General features: G+C 40.8%; 20 protein-coding genes and 1 pseudogene. 8 read left to right on the top strand and 13 right to left on the bottom strand.

Translation table 11 applies throughout. From position 1 onward, the window contains the following. The first annotated feature begins 35 nt into the window (after positions 1 to 35). Positions 36 to 542 (top strand): MarR family winged helix-turn-helix transcriptional regulator, encoded by a 507-nt coding sequence (locus ACE1CC_RS24270; RefSeq protein ID WP_413273013.1) that lies wholly within the window; start codon positions 36 to 38, stop codon positions 540 to 542. On the opposite strand, the gene ACE1CC_RS24265 is transcribed toward ACE1CC_RS24270, so the two are convergent. From ACE1CC_RS24265 to ACE1CC_RS24255, 3 genes are all read right to left on the bottom strand, one after another. Then, positions 539 to 1,915, bottom strand: coding sequence for a cytochrome c biogenesis protein (locus ACE1CC_RS24265; protein WP_413273012.1), 1,377 nt, complete (start codon positions 1,913 to 1,915; stop codon positions 539 to 541). The genes ACE1CC_RS24270 and ACE1CC_RS24265 overlap by 4 nt on opposite strands. A 169-nt stretch (positions 1,916 to 2,084) precedes the next feature. After that, the gene (locus tag ACE1CC_RS24260) at positions 2,085 to 2,825 is read right to left on the bottom strand and encodes a cytochrome c biogenesis protein CcdA (RefSeq protein ID WP_413273011.1); all 741 of its coding nucleotides are present in this window, start codon (positions 2,823 to 2,825) and stop codon (positions 2,085 to 2,087) included. 174 nt (positions 2,826 to 2,999) lie between these two features. Next, positions 3,000 to 3,317, bottom strand: coding sequence for a nucleotidyltransferase family protein (locus ACE1CC_RS24255; RefSeq protein WP_413273010.1), 318 nt, complete (start codon positions 3,315 to 3,317; stop codon positions 3,000 to 3,002). 207 nt (positions 3,318 to 3,524) lie between these two features. Between ACE1CC_RS24255 and ACE1CC_RS24250 the strand changes: the two genes are divergently transcribed. Together ACE1CC_RS24250 and ACE1CC_RS24245 are read left to right on the top strand one after the other, a co-directional pair. Then, a complete protein-coding gene (locus tag ACE1CC_RS24250) occupies positions 3,525 to 4,472 on the top strand; it encodes an alpha/beta fold hydrolase (RefSeq protein WP_413273009.1) in 948 nt (315 codons plus the stop codon). 60 nt (positions 4,473 to 4,532) lie between these two features. Further along, positions 4,533 to 4,994: a VOC family protein gene (locus ACE1CC_RS24245; RefSeq protein WP_413273008.1), complete on the top strand. Its 462-nt coding sequence runs from the start codon at positions 4,533 to 4,535 to the stop codon at positions 4,992 to 4,994. 71 nt (positions 4,995 to 5,065) lie between these two features. Here ACE1CC_RS24245 and ACE1CC_RS24240 read toward each other — a convergent pair whose 3' ends face one another. From ACE1CC_RS24240 to ACE1CC_RS24215, 5 genes are all read right to left on the bottom strand, one after another. Then, entirely contained in the window at positions 5,066 to 6,343 is a 1,278-nt protein-coding gene (locus tag ACE1CC_RS24240) for an FtsW/RodA/SpoVE family cell cycle protein (RefSeq protein WP_413273007.1), read from the bottom strand. A 139-nt stretch (positions 6,344 to 6,482) separates the two neighbouring features. Further along, positions 6,483 to 6,686, bottom strand: a complete 204-nt coding sequence (locus tag ACE1CC_RS24235) for a phycobilisome linker polypeptide (protein ID WP_073595487.1) — start codon at positions 6,684 to 6,686, stop codon at positions 6,483 to 6,485. Positions 6,687 to 6,894: 208 nt separating this feature from the next. Next, positions 6,895 to 7,380, bottom strand: a complete 486-nt coding sequence (gene apcB, locus ACE1CC_RS24230) for an allophycocyanin subunit beta (RefSeq protein WP_413273006.1) — start codon at positions 7,378 to 7,380, stop codon at positions 6,895 to 6,897. Between the two features lie 86 nt (positions 7,381 to 7,466). Continuing rightward, on the bottom strand, positions 7,467 to 7,952 hold the full coding sequence (apcA, locus tag ACE1CC_RS24225) for an allophycocyanin subunit alpha (RefSeq protein ID WP_413273005.1): 486 nt from the start codon (positions 7,950 to 7,952) through the stop codon (positions 7,467 to 7,469). 577 nt (positions 7,953 to 8,529) lie between these two features. Further along, entirely contained in the window at positions 8,530 to 11,928 is a 3,399-nt protein-coding gene (locus ACE1CC_RS24215) for a phycobilisome rod-core linker polypeptide (protein WP_459563910.1), read from the bottom strand. Positions 11,929 to 12,413: 485 nt separating this feature from the next. On the opposite strand from ACE1CC_RS24215, the gene ACE1CC_RS24210 reads away from it, so the two are divergent. From ACE1CC_RS24210 to ACE1CC_RS24200, 3 genes and pseudogenes are all read left to right on the top strand, one after another. Further along, on the top strand, positions 12,414 to 13,604 hold the full coding sequence (locus ACE1CC_RS24210) for a class I SAM-dependent methyltransferase (protein WP_413273004.1): 1,191 nt from the start codon (positions 12,414 to 12,416) through the stop codon (positions 13,602 to 13,604). 197 nt (positions 13,605 to 13,801) lie between these two features. After that, a pseudogene (locus tag ACE1CC_RS24205) lies at positions 13,802 to 13,951 on the top strand (type II toxin-antitoxin system RelE/ParE family toxin); the annotation flags it as partial. Next, entirely contained in the window at positions 13,923 to 14,246 is a 324-nt protein-coding gene (locus tag ACE1CC_RS24200; protein ID WP_413273003.1) for a helix-turn-helix domain-containing transcriptional regulator, read from the top strand. The pseudogene ACE1CC_RS24205 and the gene ACE1CC_RS24200, both read left to right, overlap by 29 nt. Here the strand turns inward: ACE1CC_RS24200 and dprA are convergent. The 4 genes from dprA to ACE1CC_RS24180 form a co-directional block, all read right to left on the bottom strand. Continuing rightward, the gene (dprA, locus tag ACE1CC_RS24195; protein ID WP_413273002.1) at positions 14,243 to 15,397 is read right to left on the bottom strand and encodes a DNA-processing protein DprA; all 1,155 of its coding nucleotides are present in this window, start codon (positions 15,395 to 15,397) and stop codon (positions 14,243 to 14,245) included. The two genes, ACE1CC_RS24200 and dprA, sit on opposite strands and share 4 nt — an antisense overlap. Before the next feature lie 86 nt (positions 15,398 to 15,483). Next, positions 15,484 to 16,146, bottom strand: coding sequence for a DUF2301 domain-containing membrane protein (locus tag ACE1CC_RS24190; protein ID WP_413273001.1), 663 nt, complete (start codon positions 16,144 to 16,146; stop codon positions 15,484 to 15,486). Positions 16,147 to 16,192: 46 nt separating this feature from the next. Next, positions 16,193 to 16,981 (bottom strand): SAM hydrolase/SAM-dependent halogenase family protein, encoded by a 789-nt coding sequence (locus tag ACE1CC_RS24185; RefSeq protein ID WP_413273000.1) that lies wholly within the window; start codon positions 16,979 to 16,981, stop codon positions 16,193 to 16,195. A 78-nt stretch (positions 16,982 to 17,059) separates the two neighbouring features. Beyond that, complete coding sequence (locus tag ACE1CC_RS24180; RefSeq protein WP_413272999.1) at positions 17,060 to 18,145, bottom strand: patatin-like phospholipase family protein; 1,086 nt, start codon at positions 18,143 to 18,145, stop codon at positions 17,060 to 17,062. A 348-nt stretch (positions 18,146 to 18,493) separates the two neighbouring features. Between ACE1CC_RS24180 and pirA the strand changes: the two genes are divergently transcribed. Continuing rightward, entirely contained in the window at positions 18,494 to 18,643 is a 150-nt protein-coding gene (pirA, locus tag ACE1CC_RS24175; RefSeq protein WP_413272998.1) for an arginine synthesis PII-interacting regulator PirA, read from the top strand. A 111-nt stretch (positions 18,644 to 18,754) separates the two neighbouring features. Here pirA and ACE1CC_RS24170 read toward each other — a convergent pair whose 3' ends face one another. Further along, the gene (locus ACE1CC_RS24170; RefSeq protein WP_413272997.1) at positions 18,755 to 18,958 is read right to left on the bottom strand and encodes a zinc ribbon domain-containing protein; all 204 of its coding nucleotides are present in this window, start codon (positions 18,956 to 18,958) and stop codon (positions 18,755 to 18,757) included. Between the two features lie 231 nt (positions 18,959 to 19,189). On the opposite strand from ACE1CC_RS24170, the gene ACE1CC_RS24165 reads away from it, so the two are divergent. Further along, positions 19,190 to 20,581 carry an aromatic ring-hydroxylating dioxygenase subunit alpha gene (locus ACE1CC_RS24165; RefSeq protein WP_413272996.1) on the top strand — a complete coding sequence of 464 codons (1,392 nt, stop codon included), beginning with the start codon at positions 19,190 to 19,192 and terminating at the stop codon, positions 20,579 to 20,581. Positions 20,582 to 20,665: the final 84 nt, after the last annotated feature.

The raw sequence follows: 20,665 nt of genomic DNA, 5'->3' as shown, positions 1-20,665 counted from the left end.
AAAGGGACTGAGTTTCCAAACTACCGGATTATTTTATGAATAACGTAGAGATTTTGGCACAAGTTAAGCGGGATTGGCAAAAAACGCGACCTGATATCGATCCTTGGTCAATGGTAACTGTTTTAGCCATTCGTCGTACTGCCCTGGAAGAGGAAAAACTCACAGAAAAACTCTTCACTAAATACGATTTGAATCCTGCTACATTCGGATTACTGGCTACCCTGCGGTGTTCTGCGCCACCCGAAGGCATGACTTTAACCCAACTTGCTCAATTTGTGTTAGTAACTCCGGCTTCAATTACTAATCGAGTCGATCGCTTGGAAGAAAGGGGTTTAGTAAAACGTCAAGCTGTACCAGGAGATAGACGACGTTGGTTAGTGCAACTAACGCCAACAGGACAAGAATTAATTGATGAAATTATTCCCAAGTACCTGGAAAACGAACGTCAGTTGCTTTCAGTTTTAGATGACAAAGAACAGCAGCAATTATATTTCTTATTACTGAAGTTATTATCAAGTTTTGCCACTTCTAATTCTGACTAAACCAGAGTTTCTGCTGTGGTTACTTGGGGAGAAGAGGTTTTTAATTGCTGCAAAACATCAATAATTTCTCTTTCAAAAGCGACTTGGGCGCGATTGGTTCTCCCGCCAATATACAGCTTGCCATCTTTTTCTAAAGCCCAAATTTGGGAGTGAGAAATATAACTCATGATTACGCCTAACATTAGCAAACCAAAGCCAGCGTAAACTATGGGAATACCTGGATCTGCTTTAATTTGTAATCCGGTACTACCGATAACTTCTAAAATTTTTAGTTTGACACCATTGACTTCCGCAGTCATTCCAGTACGGGCGGTTGATATTAGTTTGCCAGTGGTATCATAGATTAATAAAGTTCCCTGCAAATCTTTAGTAACTAAGGAAACGCCTTCACTTAGATCGGGTTTTGTGGGAATCCAAGTTCCCCAAATTCTGCCTTTCCCATTGCTGTCTAGTTGCGCCATTGGTAGTTGGAAAATTGGACTGTTGTTAAACTGAAATTTCACTGCGGAAATTCCCCAATCTGTTTGATAGAAAGTTACGCCTTGATGACGCAGAGGTTTGTTGACGTAAATGGTTTGGCGATCGACTTCTTTACCTTGTTTATCGACCACTGATAAGTCAGAATAAAATTGGTCAATTCCGCCTTCAGGCGTATAATCAATCCAAAAACGGTTAACTTTGACTCCCCAATCTTTAGGAACTTGCGCTGCTGCTAATGGCCCAGCATCTACTATATTTTTAACTTGAAAAGTTTGTCCACTGGGAATCATTTCTTGGGCAACAAATCCAGTAATTCCCCCCCAAATTGAACCTGCTAAAATGATTAACATACTAGCATGAACAACGATCGGGCCAATGCGTCCAGCTATACCTTTTCGCGCATATAAAGAATTGCCTTCTTGAAAAATGCGATAACTGCGCTTTTGCAATTCTGGTAATAAAGAATTAAAAGAACTTGATTCTAATTCGGCACTCAAAGCTAATTTTTCAAATTGCCGAGGTTGTTCATAAAATTTCCAGTTTCTCGCTGCTTTTAAAGCAGGAAATTGACGAGTAAATGTACAAGCGGTAAGACTAGAACCGAATAAAATTAATAGTGATAAAAACCACCAAGTTCGATATACATGATCTAAGCCGATAATTAGGATAACTTTCCAAGTGAGAAAACCAAATAAAGCGGGATGTTCGGGATAGTTAGCTTGATAAAATGGGACAGATTGACCTTGTTCGATTACTGTACCGCTGATGCTGAAAAGTGCGATCGCCAACAGCAGCAAAATTGCCAAACGCAAATCCGCCAACAAAGGTAATAACTCACCCCGCCAGAACTTTTGAACTTTATTAAATGGATTTTGAGAATTCGTAACAGTCATTCGATTTGGGATTTTTGATTTTAGATTGACCTAAGATAACAGTCCTAATTCATGTATGAAATTAACCTCTCTAAGCTCTTTCTCTGCGCTCTCTGCGCCGGGAGCGGTTCAAAAAAAAGAAAATTTCACCCATCATAGAACTGCCTAATAAAATTATCGCACAATTGATTTACCAAATTCCCCCAGGAATTCGCGACAACAGAGAAAACACCCCAAATCCTACCAACAACGCCCCACTAATCGGATTAATCCAACTTGACCAACGACGCAATTCCAACAACTTTTTAATCGATGCTGTAAAAGTTCCCGCTAAAATCAAAGGTGCCACATATCCAGCTGTATAGGATAGTAACAAAATCCCCCCTAAAATTAAATCTTTTGTGGATGCCACCCAAGCTAACAAAGTAGCTAAAACCGGAGTACTGCAAGGAGAAGCAACTAAACCAAAAGTTAACCCTAATAAATAGGAACGTACCCCATGAGGCAAATCTTTAGAAATCAAATCTATACCATCAAAAGAAGGGAAGCGTAAAGGTAAAGCTTCTAATAAATTTAACCCCATAATAATAGCAATGATGCTAACAATAATTGGCAAACCAATACCAACTTTACCGTATACTTGACCAACAAAAGCAGCAACAATTCCCAAAGCTGCTAATGTAGTAGCTAATCCCAAAGAAAACCAAGTAGATTGTGCCGCAGCTTGCCAGCGACTTTTAGCTTCATAACCACCAATATAACCAATAGTTATCGGCAACATTGAAAGCATACAAGGTGTTAAACTGGTGAGTAACCCAGCCGCAAAAATAATCGCCACACTTAACCAACTAAGTTGTAAAAGTTGAGTTTGTACTAAGCGATCGGCATATTGTCCCAGTTGATAAAGATAGGTTTGTAATGTTTCCCACATAAGGCTAACGGCAATTGCAATTTTTGACCTGATTGTATTGTAACTTAGAATAGATTTTTATTTTAGTTGGGTTCGTTGACAGAGTAAGAGAATAGGAACATAAGCATAAATTAACTAATAAAACCTAAAGCCTCTTTTGCGGCATCTTGGATATGATGCAAGCGAGTTAAATCGTCAATTGCTGTCATCCTGCACCACCGCCTCAGCAATTACTCTGTCTCGAAAATAAATACTTAACTCATTTGGAGTTCTTAAATCTATTTTTCTCCCCTTTAGCATTTCGGAAAGCTCCATTTCCATACTAACTAACTTAAAATAACCTGGAGTTTTTCCCGGCTGAAATTCCACTAAGAAATCGATATCACTCTCCGGTGTAAAATCATCTCGCAACACCGAACCAAATAAAGACAGCTTACGGATATGGTGACGCTGACAAAATTGCTCTATTTCTTTTTTGGGAATCTCAATCGGTAACGTTTTAGTTTCACTCATTTCTAGTAAAAACCTCTTCCATTTAAAGATCTCAATTTTGAACTAACATTGGGACATTTTTATTGAACCAAGTTAGCTTAGCGTGTGCTTAGCTCACAGAGGCGAAGAACGCGAAGAAAGAAAATAAGTTTCCCCAATTCATTTAAAATTGCTATATTATATTTTAATAAATTCATTTAGCAAAAGTACTTGAAATTAGGAATTACCATGACACCAGTTTCTCCTGCTAATTCCCGCAACTTCAAAACCTCTCCTACGGAATTTTACACCTGGAAAAATTACCGTTGTGCCTACGAAGTTCATACACCAACAGATGAAGATAACAATCAAAAAATTGCGCTGTTACTAATTCATCCTATTGGTGTAGGGCTATCTCGGCATTTTTGGCAGCGATTTTATGAGTCATGGTATCAAACAGGGAGAAAGAATTTAATTTATAATCCCGATTTATTAGGATGCGGTGAAAGTGATATGCCTCATGTAGCTTATACTCCTAATGATTGGGCCCAACAGTTGCAAGACTTTTTCCAAAATGTTGGGAAAAGACCTGTAATTTTAGTAGTGCAAGGTGCTTTGTTTCCAGTGGCAATTGAGCTTGTGCAAAACTCCAGTATATCCGATTTAGTCAAAGGAATTATATTATCTGGCCCTCCAGCTTGGCCTGTAATTACCAAAAAAGCCAAAAATTGGCAGCAAAAATTAGCTTGGAACTTGCTAGACTCTCCTTTAGGTAATGCGTTTTATCGCTATGCTAGAGGTGAAAAATTTTTACGTTCTTTCTCAACTCGCCAGTTGTTTGCCCAAGAAAAACAGGTAGATACCGAATGGTTAAATATGCTAAATTTGGGTGCTAAAGATATGGCGAGTCGCTATGCAGTCTTTGCATTTTTAGCAAGGTTTTGGCAGAAAGGTTATGAACAAGCTATTACTAAAATTAACCAACCAACCCTTGTGGTTTTGGGAGAAAAAGCCTCCAGCATTAGTAAATCTGGTGTTCAAGAAACTCCAGAACAACGCAGTAAAGCTTACTTAGAACATCTACCAAAAGGTGAAACTGTTTTTATTTGCGGTCGAAATGTTTTACCCTACGAATCGACGAAAGAATTTGTCAAAATAGTAGCTGATTTTGTTGATAAAATAGAAGCAATATGTTAAGAAATAAAGTAAGATTTGGCGATCGCCCTAATCCCCAATCCCCCATCCCCAATTCCCATCATGCAAACTACATCCCAACCTCTTAACACAGCTTTAATTCCTGGTAGCTTGCGGCGAGTTCATCACATTGCTTTAAACGTCCGAGATATGCAAGCATCGCGCCATTTTTACGGCAACATTCTGGGACTTCACGAACTCAAAGGCGATGAAGTTCCCGAAACTTTAGTTGATTTAGTTGCGACAGGAAAAGTCGCTAATTTTGTTACCCCTGATGGTACAGTTTTAGATTTATTTTGGGAACCAGAACTTTCACCACCAAACCCCGACCCCACACAGCAATTTACTCGCGCCAATCACTTAGCATTCGACATCGATCCCAAATTATTTGATACTGCTGTAGAAGTCCTAAAAAAACATCAAATTCAAATCGATCATGGCCCGGTAACTCGTCCCACAGGCAGAGGAATTTACTTTTACGATCCCGATGGTTTCCTAATAGAAATTCGTTGCGATCGTCATTGATTGGGGACTAGAGACTAGGGAACTTTGTACGTTGTTCTGGTAGCGAAGACAGCGCCACAACATAGCCATTTCTAGAGTTTAGATTTAAAATTCGATCGATTTAAACTTAATATTTTCCCTTTTGCCCTTCTGCCTCTTTGCCCTTCTGCCCCTGGAACCCTCTGCCCCTCTGTCCGGGAGCCATTTTGAGGACGACGGCGTTCTGCCAAAGATACAACTTGGGCTTCATTACTTTCTCTAGCAACCCGAATTAATAAACCAGCAGCTAACAAACTGGCAATCATGGAATTACCACCATAACTAAACAAAGGAAAAGGTAAACCTGTAGTTGGTAAAGTTCCCGTTGCCACACCAATATTCATTAAAGACTGTCCTACCATTAAAATCATCGCACCGATCGCCACCAATCGATGCACAACCCTCTGCGCTTTTTGTGCCACAATTAACGCCAGAGTTGCATAAACAAACAGAAATCCAAACAACACCAAACAACCAATAAAACCAAACTCTTCCGCATAAACAGCAAAAATAAAATCAGTATATTGAATTGGTAAATAAAATAACTTTTGCTGCGACAAACCAAACCCAGTTCCCCACATTCCCCCAGAACCAATAGCTAACAAACTTTGTACCAACTGATAGCCATTTCCCAAAGGATCAACCCAAGGATTTAAAAACATCATTACCCGTTTTTGCTGATATTCCCGCAAACTAATACTCACAAAAGCTAAGAGAAATCCGCCTAAAGCCGTCGCCCCTAATTGAACATAAGGCAACCCCGCAGCCAAAGCTATCAGCCAAATCGTCATGCCACAAAATGCCGTTGTACTTAAATTAGGCTGTAACAAAATCCCCAAAAGTACAAAAGCAAAAATAAACAGCCATGTCAGGCGAACTCTCAAATTTAGCTGTTCCCATTTCCCGAAAACCCTAGCACTTTGTAGCACTAAAAAAGGTTTAATCAGTTCCGAAGGTTGAATCGGAATCCCGCCGATTACCAACCAGCGAGTAGCCCCATTAATAGTTGTTCCTACCCCTGGAATAACTGTCACGAAGATTAGTAACAAAAGCAGCAATACAGCCCAATCAGCGATCGCTACTATATAACGCAAAGGTGAGTGGACAACCAAATTAAACACCACCAAACCCACCAAAACCCAAGCAATTTGTCGCTTAAAGTAATACAATCCATCCCCATGATCGGCATCAGCAATAGAATAAGAAGCTGAAAATAAAATCACCAATCCTATAAATAGCCACAGGAAAGTCAACCAGCGCAGCAAACGAGCAGTAATCGCCCAGTCTTCTACAGAATTATCTAAAAACGGAACTAGTAGGCTTAGCTTCACTTGACCAACATTAAAACTTTGCCGTCTTTCATCTTATGACTAAAAGCCAAGAGATGAAAGACGGCACAACGGAAAAATTGCTATTACCTTGTAGAAGTAGCTAGCTTTAAGGGAATTTTTGTCAAGCCTTTTTTGAAAATTACAGCAAACCTGTATTTGCGCCCTGTTTGCCAGTTGCCAATTCAACCTTGAGGATTTTGCCACCCATTTTCATAATTCTTTGTTGTTCACGAAACCAGTTGTCGTAGGGTACCAGTTTGGTGAAATAGGTGTTTTGTAATTCTCTCTGAGTACGAATTCTGGTTTGGCTAGGAACACAAGCAGTAATCTTAAACATCCGCATGACTTTTCACTCTCCTACTTTCGGAAACAAACTTTTGGGTCTTGATAAACCAAGGTCTGGGACTCAAGAGTAAATACTAGCCGCCAAAACTCATCAATTAATTTAGACAAGTCTTTAACGCCCTAGCATTGACTCCTGACTTCCCAGACCATGCTTACATAGAAGACAGCGTTATTAAACCTTCGTCTTCAATGGCTCCAGTTATCAATTAGCTCAAGCCAGAGCTGATGTAGTCGAAGTAAACACCCATTTCTTTACCAGCGTCAGCGCCAACCAAGCTAGCAGTAACTTCCTTCATTGCTTGGATAGCTTGCACAGTAGCAGAGATAGGTACACCCAAGGAGTTGTAGGTTTCCTTCAAGCCATTGAGAACGCGCTCGTCCAAAATGGAGGGGTCGCCAGCCAACATTGCGTAGGTGGAATAGCGGAGGTAGTAGTCCAAGTCGCGAATGCAAGCTGCATAGCGACGGGTGGTGTACATATTGCCACCAGGACGAGTGATATCAGAGTACAACAGAGACTTAGCTACTGCTTCTTTAACAATGGCAGCTGCATTAGCGCTGATGGTGGTAGCGGCACGTACCCGCAGTTCGCCAGTTTGGAAGTAGCCCTTCAGCTTTTCCAAAGCGCCAGTATCTAAATACTTACCTTGAACGTCAGAGGAGTTAATAACAGATGTAATCGCGTCTTGCATTTGTTTGCTTCCTTCAAGTCACCTAACGAGAGAAATCCTAAATCTGGGAAATGCTTACTTACAGAAGAACTTAGCAGAGCCTAGTTCTACTGCATAGCACCAGCCACGAAATCGAAGTAGGAGCCAGCTTCAGCAGCATCTTCAGCAGACAGCAGAGAACTAGCAACGCTCTTCATCGCACGAACACCTTCAGCTACCGCCGGAATTGGGGTACCGAGAGAGTTGTACATTTCTTTAACGCCAACCAAACCGATTTCTTCGATCGGAGTTACATCGCCAGCTACGATTCCGTAGGTAACTAGACGGAGGTAGTAATCGAGGTCACGCAAGCAAGTAGCGGTCATTTCTTCACCGTAGGCATTGCCACCAGGAGAAACAACATCAGGACGCTTTTGGAACAGTTGGTCGCCAGCTTGCTTAACAATGCGATCGCGGGATTCGCTCAGAGTTTGAGCAATGCGGAGACGACGTTCACCGCTTGTTACAAAGCTCTTGATCCGATCCAATTCACCAGGGCTGAGATAGCGGGCCTCAGCATCAGCATTCACGATGGATTTCGTGACGATACTCATTTACGGAATCCTCCAAAAAAGAAATTATTTAACCAGGATCTTGAAACTGGCGTTGGCAACCGAGTAGCTGAGTGACTTTTGACCAAACCTGAAACTCGACAGCTTAGTTAAGTCTATTCTGAGAAGCAGGTTTAGTAAACTTCAATCTTTTGTCAGGTCAAGCAAACTTCTAGACCACAAATCCAGATAAGCTTTTTCATACCTGATTTCAGACTCAGCAACCTTCCGAAAATATTTTGCGACATTACGTTCATATTCTGATGCTTCCTGTAATACTTTTTAATAATTTTCCTCATGATTGCCAGTTGCACCCCAGTTTTCCTAACTTTTGTCACCAAACAGGTCATTAGTTAATACTCATTAGTCATTTGTCAATAGCTGTTAATAAAATTTACTTAAATTAATAAAACAAACCAACAGGAAATGCCTTATCCCCAAATAGGAGATAAGGCTATTTCAATTAGGAAAAGGGGCGCTCTCGCAGCCGGGGAGCAGAAGGGTCATGGGGACAAGGAGAATTTTTACTTTCTGCCTTGGAGCCTTGGAGCTTTCTGCCCTCTACCTTCTGCCCTTCTTTCTAGACTCGACCACCCAGATAAGAAGGTGATAGGCTCGACCAAGGGGTTTTCACCAAATCAGTAGCCGCCTTCACGCTACCCAAGTAGTTGCCAGCAGGCAAAGACGGGAAGCGATTATAAGGCACCACATCCTCACCAAAATATTGAGCATATTCTGGACTCTCAACCATCGCCTCAACCGCAGCCTTCAATCCCGCCGAAGCCAAAATTTGGTTGTATGAGCGAATTTCCGATTGAGTTGCCGGAGCACGTCCCAACAAATGCCGGAACAAGAACTCAATCACCTTAGTATTCGGGTAAGGAGTGTAGAATCTACGACAGTAAATTTCTGATGAAGCCAAAGAACGGACAAACTCTCGTACAGAAATCTCCCCATTCCGCAACTTACTTTCTAAATCACTACGACGGAACTCAGCAGGCACTTGACCGCTGAACACATCCATCACCTGACAGTAAATCGCATTGAGTACTAATGCCGTCTCCGCCTGAGTCATCCCCGGATTCATCCGGTAAATCCGCGCAGGCTTCCGGCGAGTAGTACCCACACCAACTTCTACCGACTGTCCCGCACCATTAGTGAAAGAACGACCCAACTCCATATACAAAGGTTTGGATTTATCCATTTCCCTTGCTTGCCGTTCCAAATCACTCATCGCCTTACCCATCAAAGGCATCTTGGAATTATCCATCCTCGCCTTAACAGGAGCAAAGCTAGGTACAACCAAATCCTTATTCTGTTTAGTCAGTTGGTTATACAGCCTTTGAGAATTCGGGAAGTTCGCCGCAGGTAAAGTCAAATAGCGATTGTAAGGAACCGTATCCTCACCAAACGCCTCTGCATATTCCGCACTGTTAGTCATGGCATTAATAAATGCCTTAATCCCACCAGTAGCCAGAACTTGATTGTATTTACGAATTTCCGCTTGGTCTAAAGGAGCCCGACCCAAGAAATGCTTGGTTCCCAGTTCAATCACTTTAGTATTCGGATAAGGTGCGTAGAACTCCTTAATGTAAAGTTGCGATTCACCTAAAGCAGTAATAAACTCTTTCAAGTTAACATCGCCGTTACTGAGCTTAGTTTCCCAAACCGTAAACTCATTCTTCACAATGTAAGGTTCTACATCGCGCTCAAAGATTTGCCGATAAGCCGATCGAATCACCGTTGCTACAGCTTGCTTATCATCATTACCCGTGAGTTTGAAGACCTTAGTTTGGTCGCGTTTCTTAGAAACACCTTGGTTAATGCGGAATTGTACATCAGGCTCAGTTCGCATCTCGGAAACTGCACCCAACTCCACAAATCTCGGCGTTTCCTCCCTGTCAACCCTGGCTCCAGTCTCACCAATACTACCAACTCGCAAAGACCGCAGCGCCAAACCTGCTGGAGTAATGTAGCGTTCGTAAGGAACCGTATCCTCTCCAAAAGCCTCATTGTACTCAAGCGAATCAATCAAGGCATCAACCAAGCCGTATAAGCCCTTCTTCGAGCAAATATCGAAGTACTTATTATTCTCCTGACGACCGTAAGTTGGTCTACCCAACAAGCGGCGATGAATATACTCAACCGCCTTACAAACATACAAAGGAGTCCAATACAGCTTACGGAACAAATCCGACTTCGCTAAAGCTCGGATAAACTCCCGGACAGTAAAATCCCCATTTTCCAACTTAATTTCTTGCACTTTCAGGCGTTGTCCCTCATAGACATCGCGCCCAAACACTTGCAAATAACAAGCTCGAATTACTGCTTGGGTAGAACTTTCCGAGAATTTAACACTGATGCCTTGGCTCTTGTAGCCTCGTTTGCCACCTAAGCCAGTAAAGCTGGGAAGTTGGTCAAGTTTGAACACTTTTGGACCGAGCGTTCCTGGTGCTTTACTCCTGGCAGCTGGGTTGCTCAACTGGTTCTCAATTCCCGCTCCGCAACGAATTAAAATCCGTCTAGTATCTTTACCAAAAGGTGCCGGACTAGCGCTAGGATTTCTGGTTTCTTTGGGGAAGATTGCCCCAAATTGAATTTCTAATGGGTCATTGCCAGAACCATAAGGATGTTGATCCGGTAAGGGACGGTTGTAGGCGGCAAAAGTAGTCAGGAATTGCGGAACTTTGCGGAATGGCGCACTGTAGTTGAATAAATCTTGTTGCGGTCCCCAGTTCCGACATTCTTGAGCTTCTTGTCCTAATCCCCGCAGGTAAGGAACGGTTTCTTCGCCAAAGTAATCGGAGTATTCAGGTGAGTCTACTAGGGCATCGACTAATCCAGGTAAGCCTTTTTCGGATACGATCGCAAAATATTTTTGCACTTCTTCCCGTGAAGAAGGCCCTCTACCTAAAAAGTGCCGGAAAGCTAATTCTAATGCCCGACTGTTGATATATGGCTGATAAAAATTTTGCCGATATAAAGGAGATTTACCCAAACGACGGATAAATTCCTTCATCGAAATCTCACAATTTTTTACTTTCGACTCTAAATCGGAAATCGATAAGGAGTAAGCACGGGTAATATCCCGCTCAAACACCTGTCTGTATGCTGCCTTTACTACTTCCTGTTTTTCTTGGCTAGAAAGTCCCGGCTTCATGACAAATTTGGGCCGACGTTCCGCTGCGGCAAAGTAAATTTGTGGGAGTTGTAACCCTTGCTGATCTCCTGAAGGACGTTGCCGTAATTTGTCTGAAGGTGTGGGAGCTTTAAACTCAGAAATCAGTACGTCAAAATATTGGCTGACTGTGTTTGAACCGAATTCGTCTTGCCGGAAATAACCCAATGCCGCTGCTTTCATTTCCTGCAACGCTACGATGGTTGCTTCCCCAGAGCAGGCATTTTCAATGATTTCCCGCAATCCTCTGGTGTTGACTACAATAATATTCGGATCGCCAGCAACGATCGAGTATGTCAGATAACGCAAGAACCAAGACAAATCACGCAGCGATTTGGTCATGTTTCCGGGGCCATATCTGGCTACGTTGATGGGTCGGAATCCAGAGGACACAGGCCCACTACTAGTAGCAGAAAATAATGACCTAATTCCTTCAAAGAAACCGCCCCTACTCTCTACGTAAGTTGCGGTTCCTAATTTCATTGCTTCTCTGGTATCCAACGTGGTGCCAGCCAAAGTCATTACTGGCTCTTCTTGCGGTTTTTCCAAGAATGCCATTGGTGAACCACCGATGAAAATCCGGTTGGCTGCCCGCGATACGATGATTTCGGAATTTTTGGTTAAGGTTTGGGCAATTTCTAGCCGCTTACTGCCAGAACTGAAGTAGCTCGCTAGTTCGTTCAGTTCGCCACGCTCTAAAAAGCGGTCTTGTTGTTCCGCTTGGGATATCGTTGCCACTGGCAGGGTTTGGTAAAGCTGCGGACGTGCAACTGAGCTTCCACCACTTGCTTTAACACTCATTGGATCTCAAAAGCTCCCTATAGTTTCTACCCTTTGTTAAACCCGACTGGTTACGCCTGATCTGGGTCAAAGTTTCCTAACTTAGAATGCTTTGCCCCTACTCCTCTAACAATCTCTGACTTTTTGCCGTTCGGCTGACCAAGATGGAAGCCTCCTCGAACCAGGCTGAGGGGAACCATGCCATCAAGATTGAGGGAGAGTAAATCAACTCAGTCTTTAGATTAGAATGTTTCGTGCTTGTCACACTCGTTTATTAAGAAGTGTGTACAACTATATTCGACTGTTGCCCACATATCATACTTTATCATCGGACATTTTCTGAGAGAAAAGATAAGTTTTGTTACAGTTGGTGATTTGTCATTAGTCATTTGTTATTTGTCATAAGTCATTAGTCATTGATAGTACGGGCGGGTGAGAGCTTTCCTCAAGGACACAAACCTAACCCTACGATCTCTTGACCTCTTGACCTCTTGACCTCTTGACCAATGACTAACCAAGATATTAGTTCTGCTGTTCAACGTCTTTACGATACTTACCCTTTTCCACCAGAACCGCTGCTGGATACTCCGCCTCCGGGATACAATTGGCGCTGGAATTGGTTAGCAGCTTATAACTTTTGTGTTGGAAGAAAACCGTCAAAGCAAGATATTCGGATTCTCGATGCAGGATGTGGTACTGGTGTAGGTACTGAGTATTTGGTTCATTTGAATCCTGAAGCTGAGGTAACGGCGATCGATCTCAGTGCAGGTGCCTTAGCTATAGCAAAGGAACGCTGTCAACGTTCTTTTGCTAACCGCGTCCAATTTCATCACCTTAGTTTATACGATGCCGGAAAACTCGATGGTGAGTTCGATTTAATTAACTGTGTGGGAGTTTTACACCATTTACCCGATCCAAAACGGGGGATTCAATCTTTAGCTGCTAAATTAGCTCCGGGTGGACTATTTCATATTTTCGTCTATGGGGAATTGGGACGCTGGGAAATTCAATTAATGCAAAAAGCGATCGCACTCCTCCAAGGTAACAAAGTCGGTGATTACCAAGATGGTGTCCGAATAGGTCGGCAAATCTTTAATTCCCTACCAACAGATAACCGACTTGTCAAGCGAGAGAAAGAACGTTGGTCAATGGAAAATCAACAAGACGAATGTTTCGCTGATATGTATGTCCATCCCCAAGAAATTGATTACAATATTGCATCTTTATTTGAATTAATCGACGCTTCAGGGTTGGATTTCGTCGGTTTTTCTAATCCAAAAGCTTGGGAATTAGAAAGATTGTTAGGAAAGAGTCCTGAATTAATTGCCAGGGCAGAAACTTTAAGCGATCGCCAACGTTATCGTTTAATTGAACTCTTAGATCCTGAAAGTTTCACCCATTACGAATTTTTCTTAGCAAAACCACCTTTAACGAAATCAGATTGGTCTTCTGATACTACTTTATTAGCAGCAATTCCCGAACGTAACCCTTGTATGGATGGATGGCCTAGTAAATGTCTATTTAACTATGATTATCAGATAGTTAATCTTACGGAGCCTGAATTCCAATTTCTGCAAGCTTGCGATAATAATACTGATAAACAGCAAACTTTGTCCGAAATTTTAACAGGTATTGATTTGAGCTTGGACAAAGTGCGATCGCAAATCCAACAGCAATTAATTATCCTAACTCCATAGAGACAGTACAAGGCAAGGGAAAAGCTTTGAACTCTCCCGGATTTATGGTGATAACAAAATCTTATTTAATCGTAGGGTGTGTTAGGCACGGGCGATAAATTCAGCATTCCAATCCATCAATAAATTCCCGTGCCTAACGCACCGTTCCCTGGTTTGTAACATTTATGAACATTTTTCCCCATTAACCCGAAAGAGCCCCAGGCTACAGAGTATATTTTGGGCAAGTAGGTTTAACAATTATTCTTCTACTTTGTGGCGGTGATAAAAGTACTCAAGAACAGGACATCCTTAAGGCAAAAGAATACTGGAGAAACTACCATGAACGAAGCCAATATTTTACTAAGTGACAGTTGGCAAGATGCGCTAATTGAATCATTGAAAAACCCTGAAGAAGCTGCTGCTTACTTGAGTGCAGCTTTAGACTCGGAAGATAGTGATCCTCAATTAATTAAGGCAGTTGTACAAGATGTAATTAATGCTAAGTTAAAAATAAATAATCTTTCGGAAGCAGCTACACAATATCCTGAAAAGCTTAATAAAATGCTTTCAGAAATTAGAGGCAAAGAAATTTACACTTTAGTATGTCTATTAAATAATATGGGGTTCTCTATTCAGATACAAGTTAAAGAAACTACTGGCTAACATTTATGATACCTCATTCCTGGCAACTGAGTTACTAATCCCATTAATTCCAATTGCAGCAAGGAACTAGAAACAACACTCGCTGCTAAACCGCTTTGTTGTATAATTAAATCAAAGGATAAAGGTTCTGTATTTAAAGTTTGGAAAACCTGTTTTAAATCTGGTTCTAAATCAGGAATTGGTGGTTGATTTGATGTTTGCGATCGATCAATTTGAGGTTGATTAAATAATGGCAGGGATGAAAAATCTGCTTTGTCTGCTACAGGTTTTGCTCCCAACATGGTTAAAAGTTGCTCGAATTCAACTGGAATTGCGTTAGCTCCTTTGTTTAATAATTTTAAGCAACCATGAGATTTATAATCATCTAATCGAGCAGTTAATACGTAAATATCTCGTTGCAAATCCTTAGCAAAATCCGCAGTAATTAAAGCTCCTGATTTGGTGGGTGCTTCCATTACTAATACTGCCCGACTTAAACCTGCAATGATACGATTCCGGGGAGGAAAACTAGTACGATGAGGTTGAGTTCCGGCAGGATATTCACTTAGGACTAGACCGTTGTTTAAAATGCGATCGTACAAACTGCGATTACTAGGCGGATAAACAACATCTACACCAGTTCCTAATACTGCTAAAGTCCGTCCACCTACTTCTAAACAAGCATCATGTGCTTCCGTATCAATACCTTCTGCCATACCAGAAACGATCGTAAATCCTTGTTTAGCTAATGCGGCACTAATTTTTCTAGTCCAACGTTTCCCATATTCGGAAAGAGAACGAGTACCGACAATACCAACTGTAGGTGTGATGCCTTGATTTTCGGAAAGTTGGGGTTTTCCCCGATAATAAAGTACTGGTGGTGGGTTAGGTATTTCTAACAATAAACGGGGATATTCGGGGTCAGCTGGTGTCCAAAAATTAGGGTTTTTTTCTAAGTGCTGTTTAAGCAGTTTTTCGGGGTCAATTTTTGCCCTTTTTTCCACTACTGCTTGCACTGTTTTATTGCCAAATCCCTCTAGTTCCCTGAGTTGATTTGGAGTTGCTTCCCAAGCTGCTGACAAGGAAATAAAATGCTGTTGCAGTCGTTTGAGCAAAATTGGGCCAACTCCTGAAATTTGCGACCAAGCTAACCAAAATACCCGTTCTTCCACTACTTAAAATTAATTACTCGCTTCTGATTTGATTATCCCATGATTCTTGCTGGCAAATACATCTTAAAGCAAAATTTACACTTTCCTCAAGCTTTGGCTTTAGGCTGGTTTTTTAAGTATTCAAAAACGCTTTTATCGCCGATATCTTGAGGAATTTCTTGCAGGATTTTCCGCCCAGCAAATACGAGAAACAAAACTGCCCAAATTGCTAATAAAACTTGTTCGATGTCTGTGGGAATCAAGTTAAACAGATGTCCTACTAATAACAAAGGTACTATTGGTGTGAGGACTTTGGTTTCTAAACGGTTGAAACAAAAGGCTTCTTTAAAATAAATTCCTGTTAAAGCGGCAAAGAGAAATCCTACTCCCAAGATTGTTAATGGATGCTGATAAATATACAAAGCTAGGGGTTGTTGGCTTTGAATAGCTAATACAATGGAAGTGAAAACTCCGATTCCCCAAAAAATTTGCAATGTTCGATGCAAGGATGCCATGTAAATATGAATTGTATATAAGCTTACTCCCAATGCTAAAGAAAAAGTAGCATACAAAAGAGTGACTGCATTGAGGGTGATTGGATTTTCAATTTGGGTAAGAATTAACCAAGTGGCAGCGGCAAAACTTAAGGCTGCTATGATTAAGCTGGCGCGATAGATGATTACGCCTGTACGATCGCTCTGAGTAATCGTAAATTCCCCAAATTGTCCTTGATAAACTTTCGATTCCAACTTATCTACTACTTGAGTCATAGCTAAACTTCAGAAAACACCTTTAGTTAATTGTATCTACAATTGATTAATTTAGTAACACTTTTATCTCATCTCCATAATTTAATTGTAACTTTGACTGAGCATTACCATTATTAACGGCAATTTCTACCCATCCATGACTACCAATTAAAGCGATTAAACTACCTATGGGAATGTCGCTGTAAGTTTTTTTACCTGGAATGTTTACATTGGCAATTTCTACATTCCAAATTTTGTTGATTACTAAATTACCGGGAATATTGGTGATTAGGTTGCCGAAGCGATCGATATACTGAATACAACCCTCTACAATCCCCTCTTTCTCTCGGCATTCAACAATTGGCAATTTTACCAAACTTTCCGGGTTAATTACAGTTCCCAACTCCGCTAAAGCAACACCACTAGCCAAATGTGCCCCCACTGCCGCAAAAATATCTCGACCATGAAAAGTTGTGCTAGGCGAAGCAGTGCGCCAGTACCGAAAATTGGTTAATTCAACTGCTGAAATAGCTGGATTTAGACTAAGAATACCGCTAAATAAACCATTATCAGGGCCAACTAAAAAACCGCTAGAAAATTCGATCGCTACTGCTCTCCTATTACCTCCCACCCCTGGATCTACCACAGCAATATGTACAGTATCTTTGGGAAAATAAGGAACCGCATTCATTAAACAAAATCTCGCCGCAATCAAATTTTGTGGCGGTATTTCATGAGTTAAATCAATTACTTGTAAACTTGGGTTAATCTCAGCAATTACACCTTTCATCACCCCAACATAGACATCACTTAACCCAAAATCAGTTAAAAGAGTAACAATCCTTTGTTGATTCATTAACTTAATTTGAATAACAACAAGAAAGAGTATGCCTTAAAGACATACTCTTCATCTGTATTATGTTACTACTTTTTTCTATTTAAGCAGTTCACACAATTCTGTTAATTGATGTTCTTTCTCCCGAATAATTTGCCTTGCTAACCCTTCCAAATTAGAGATATTTTCCGGTGTTACAACGTCCATATCATCATTACCTTTACCTGCATCAAGGAATCCTTGGAAGCGATAGTATTGAGGGGGACGATCGTCAGCTTTCGGTAATAATTGTTCTAGCTGCACTGCTACTGATTCACTAGCACCGTCCATCAAAATATTAATCAGTGGATGTATCCACCCAATTAATCCCCATTCTTTTGCTTTATTGTAGGTATATTTCCGAGTCAGAGAACCAGTACCAAGAGAGACAACTAATATATCTTCAAGTTGTAATTCTCTGCGATCTCTTTTCGAGTCAATAATTGCCTCCATAACTGCTAGAGATGTAGGATTATTAGCAAAAACTCCCCCATCAACTAAAGAGTAGTAACCACTTTCAGCTTGAGATGTAGGCACTTTATAAGGTTCAAAAAAAGTGGGAGCAGCGGAAGTTGCCATTCCTGCTTGCTTCATAGTAAAGCCATTACATACCTTCCGAAAAACTCTACCTCTATTTACTTCTTTATTGGCTTGACTAGTAAAGAAAACAGGTAGCCTTAATTCGGTATCATAACTGGTAATGAAAACTTCAGTTAGTGCTTCATGAATAGCAGTATCACCGAAGTAATTAGTCAAAACTGTGTCTCTTCCCTCTGAAGGATACTTAGCACTAAGGAGTTCATCAATTTCTGCAAATGGTAAATGCAAAAAATCCAAAACTTCTCTTAATCGTTGTTCTACCCATTCTTCAATAAATGATTCATTCTTTTTAAATATTTTGCTGCCTTCTTGCTTGTACAGTTCCACCAAATCCTTAGCGTAATATTTAGCCTGTTTGCTATCTTGTTGCGATGGCATTGTTAAACCTAATGCGATAATTCCTCCGGTGGAAGTACCAGCAATTAGATCGAACATTTCATGAATTCTTTTGCCTGTACGCTGTTCAATTTCAGCTAAAATCATAGAGGGAATAATTCCCCGAATACCGCCACCATCAATGGACAATACTTTGTATTTAAAAGTCATATAGCTTCCTGAGAAATATCTTTTTACTTACTTTTACTCAGGCGTACTACAGCTTCAGGAAATTTTGATTTATACAAATTTAAAGTTATACAAAGTTTTCTATCTACTCTTTGTTTTTGTGTAAAAGAAATAACTTTGGCTGTCTTAGTGCAGATATCTCACCTCAAACTCACATTACACAGCCTGTTTTGATTGCCATCCTACAGTTGGGTGAAAAGCGGCTTGGAAAAAATTTTCTTTCGGAGAAGTCAGTAAATAAATTTCTGTAAATTTAGATACAGTTTGCCAAATTTTAGTTATAATAAGGGTATAGAACATACAGCAGTTGAGTAAAAGAAAGAGTCCAAAATGAACAGAAAACGTGAAGATCTACAAAGAGTCGCTGATGTCCATCGCGCCAACATCCAAAGAAGACTCGAACACCGTCTGGAAGTTGCTAGAGCTAATGGAGACGATAATTTAGTGCGGATGTTGGAAGCGGAAATGCGCCAACTGTAGTCAAATTAAAGAGGGTAGGTTATGCCTACCAAAGATTTCTTGTTATTAAGACCCCGTTACCTTCATTTACAACGGGGTCTTTTGATTTGAGATTTGGGATTTTAGATTCAATTAATCAGGAATGTACATTTTTACGTCTTCAGGAATACTCATTCGGTAATGTGCTTGCCTGTCGCTATCATTATTTTCTAACTCTTTATCTTGTAAAGTATAACCACAGTCAGCACAGGTATAAGAATAGAGTGGTGGAGCATCAACGCGCCGTTTTAACAATTTCACATTAATAATTCCACCACATTTAGGACATGGATTCATTTTGTATTCCTATATTTTTTTAGCTTACGTCTTTATACTAGCTCAAGTTGTTAGTTACTAATTTTGGGTAAATTTTTGGTTTGTAGGGTGCGTCAGACACTACAATTTTAGTAAATCACAATAATTATCTGATTCTGACGCACCCGAAGGAATATAACTACCGACTTAAGCAGCAAAAATTTCCGAAAAAAGACACAATAAAAAAGGTGGAAATGAGTAGAGACGCAAAGTATGGAGACAATCCCAACACTTGAGAATACAACAGCAGAAATGCTTGCGGGTGGGAACGATCGCGATCGCTTCGACTGGCAAGAAGCTTGGTATCCCGTGCATTATGTGGCAGACTTGGATAAGTCGCAACCTACACCGTTTACTCTGCTAGGAAGAGATATTGTCATTTGGTGGGATAAAAACGCTTCAAGTTGGAGAGTTTTTGATGATAAATGTCCCCATCGTTTGGCACGTCTTTCGGAAGGTAGAGTTGCTGAAGATGGTTTATTAGAATGTCCTTATCACGGTTGGGCGTTTGCGGGAAATGGCAATTGCGATCGCATTCCGCAGCAAGTTGCTGATGGTAAAGCCCAAACTTCTAAAAGAGCTTGTGTTGCTTCTTTACCGACAATTGAAAAACAGGGAATGTTGTTTGTTTATCCGGGAAAACCGGAAAATGCTGCATTAACTAAAGTTCCAATTGTGGAAGCAATAGAAGAAAATCCTGATGAATGGATTTGTATTAATACTTTTCGGGATTTGCCTTATGATGCTTTGACACTGTTAGAAAATGTGTTGGATGCGAGTCATGTTCCTTACACTCATCATCGCACGGTGGGAAATCGGAATTATGCTAGCCCAGTGGAATTAGAAGTTACTGAGTCTGGGAAAAATGGCTTTAAAGGTGTTTGGCAAGAGGGGCCAAGAAAGGGTACTTTAGGAAGGCAAGATACTACTTTTGTTGCGCCGAATTTGATGTGGCATGACTTAACTTCTAAGCAGTTTGGTAGAACTTTGACGGTGGTTTATGCTACGCCAATTCGCAAAGGTGAATGTCGATTGTTTGCGATTTTTCCCTTTAAGTTTGCCTCGAAGTTGCCTGGTTTATTTATTAAGTTGACTCCGCGTTGGTATTCTCATTTGGGACAAAATCGAGTTTTAGAGGATGACCAAATTTTCTTGCATCACCAAGAACGCTATTTGGAAGAAGTGGGAAGTGAGAATTTTACAAAGGCGTTTTATCTGCCAACAAAAGCAGATAGTTTTGTTTTTGAGTTGCGGCAATGGGTAAATCAATATAGTGTCGATCCCTTTCCTAATACTAGTTTACCTCCGGCTTTGTCTCGCGATCGATTGTTAGATAGGTATCATTCTCATACAACTAAATGTAAGAGTTGTCGCACTGCTTTGGCGAACATTCAAAAAGTTAGATTGGGGTTGGGTGTTGGTGTGGCATTTGCCTGGACAATTACACCAATCATCGCTGTTTTACTGAATCAAAAAGCGATTTTACCAACAGCTTTGTTAACTGGATTAAGCCTAAGTTTAGGTGCAGTTTGGTTGTATCTTGGTAAGTTGGAAAAGCGATTTTACCAAGGTGAGAATATCCCCCCACGTAATATACTGAAATAGGTACGTTGTTTCGCATCAACGCTCTTAATATCGCAGAATCCCAACAACGTAAATAAAGTTTAATTGGGTAAAAAATAAAAAGTT

Source organism: Floridaenema aerugineum BLCC-F46 (assembly GCF_041929345.1).
GTDB classification, from domain to species: domain Bacteria; phylum Cyanobacteriota; class Cyanobacteriia; order Cyanobacteriales; family Aerosakkonemataceae; genus Floridanema; species Floridanema aerugineum.
The sequence above is the reverse complement of the archived record's forward strand: the minus strand, read 5'-3'. Positions and strand labels throughout refer to the sequence as shown.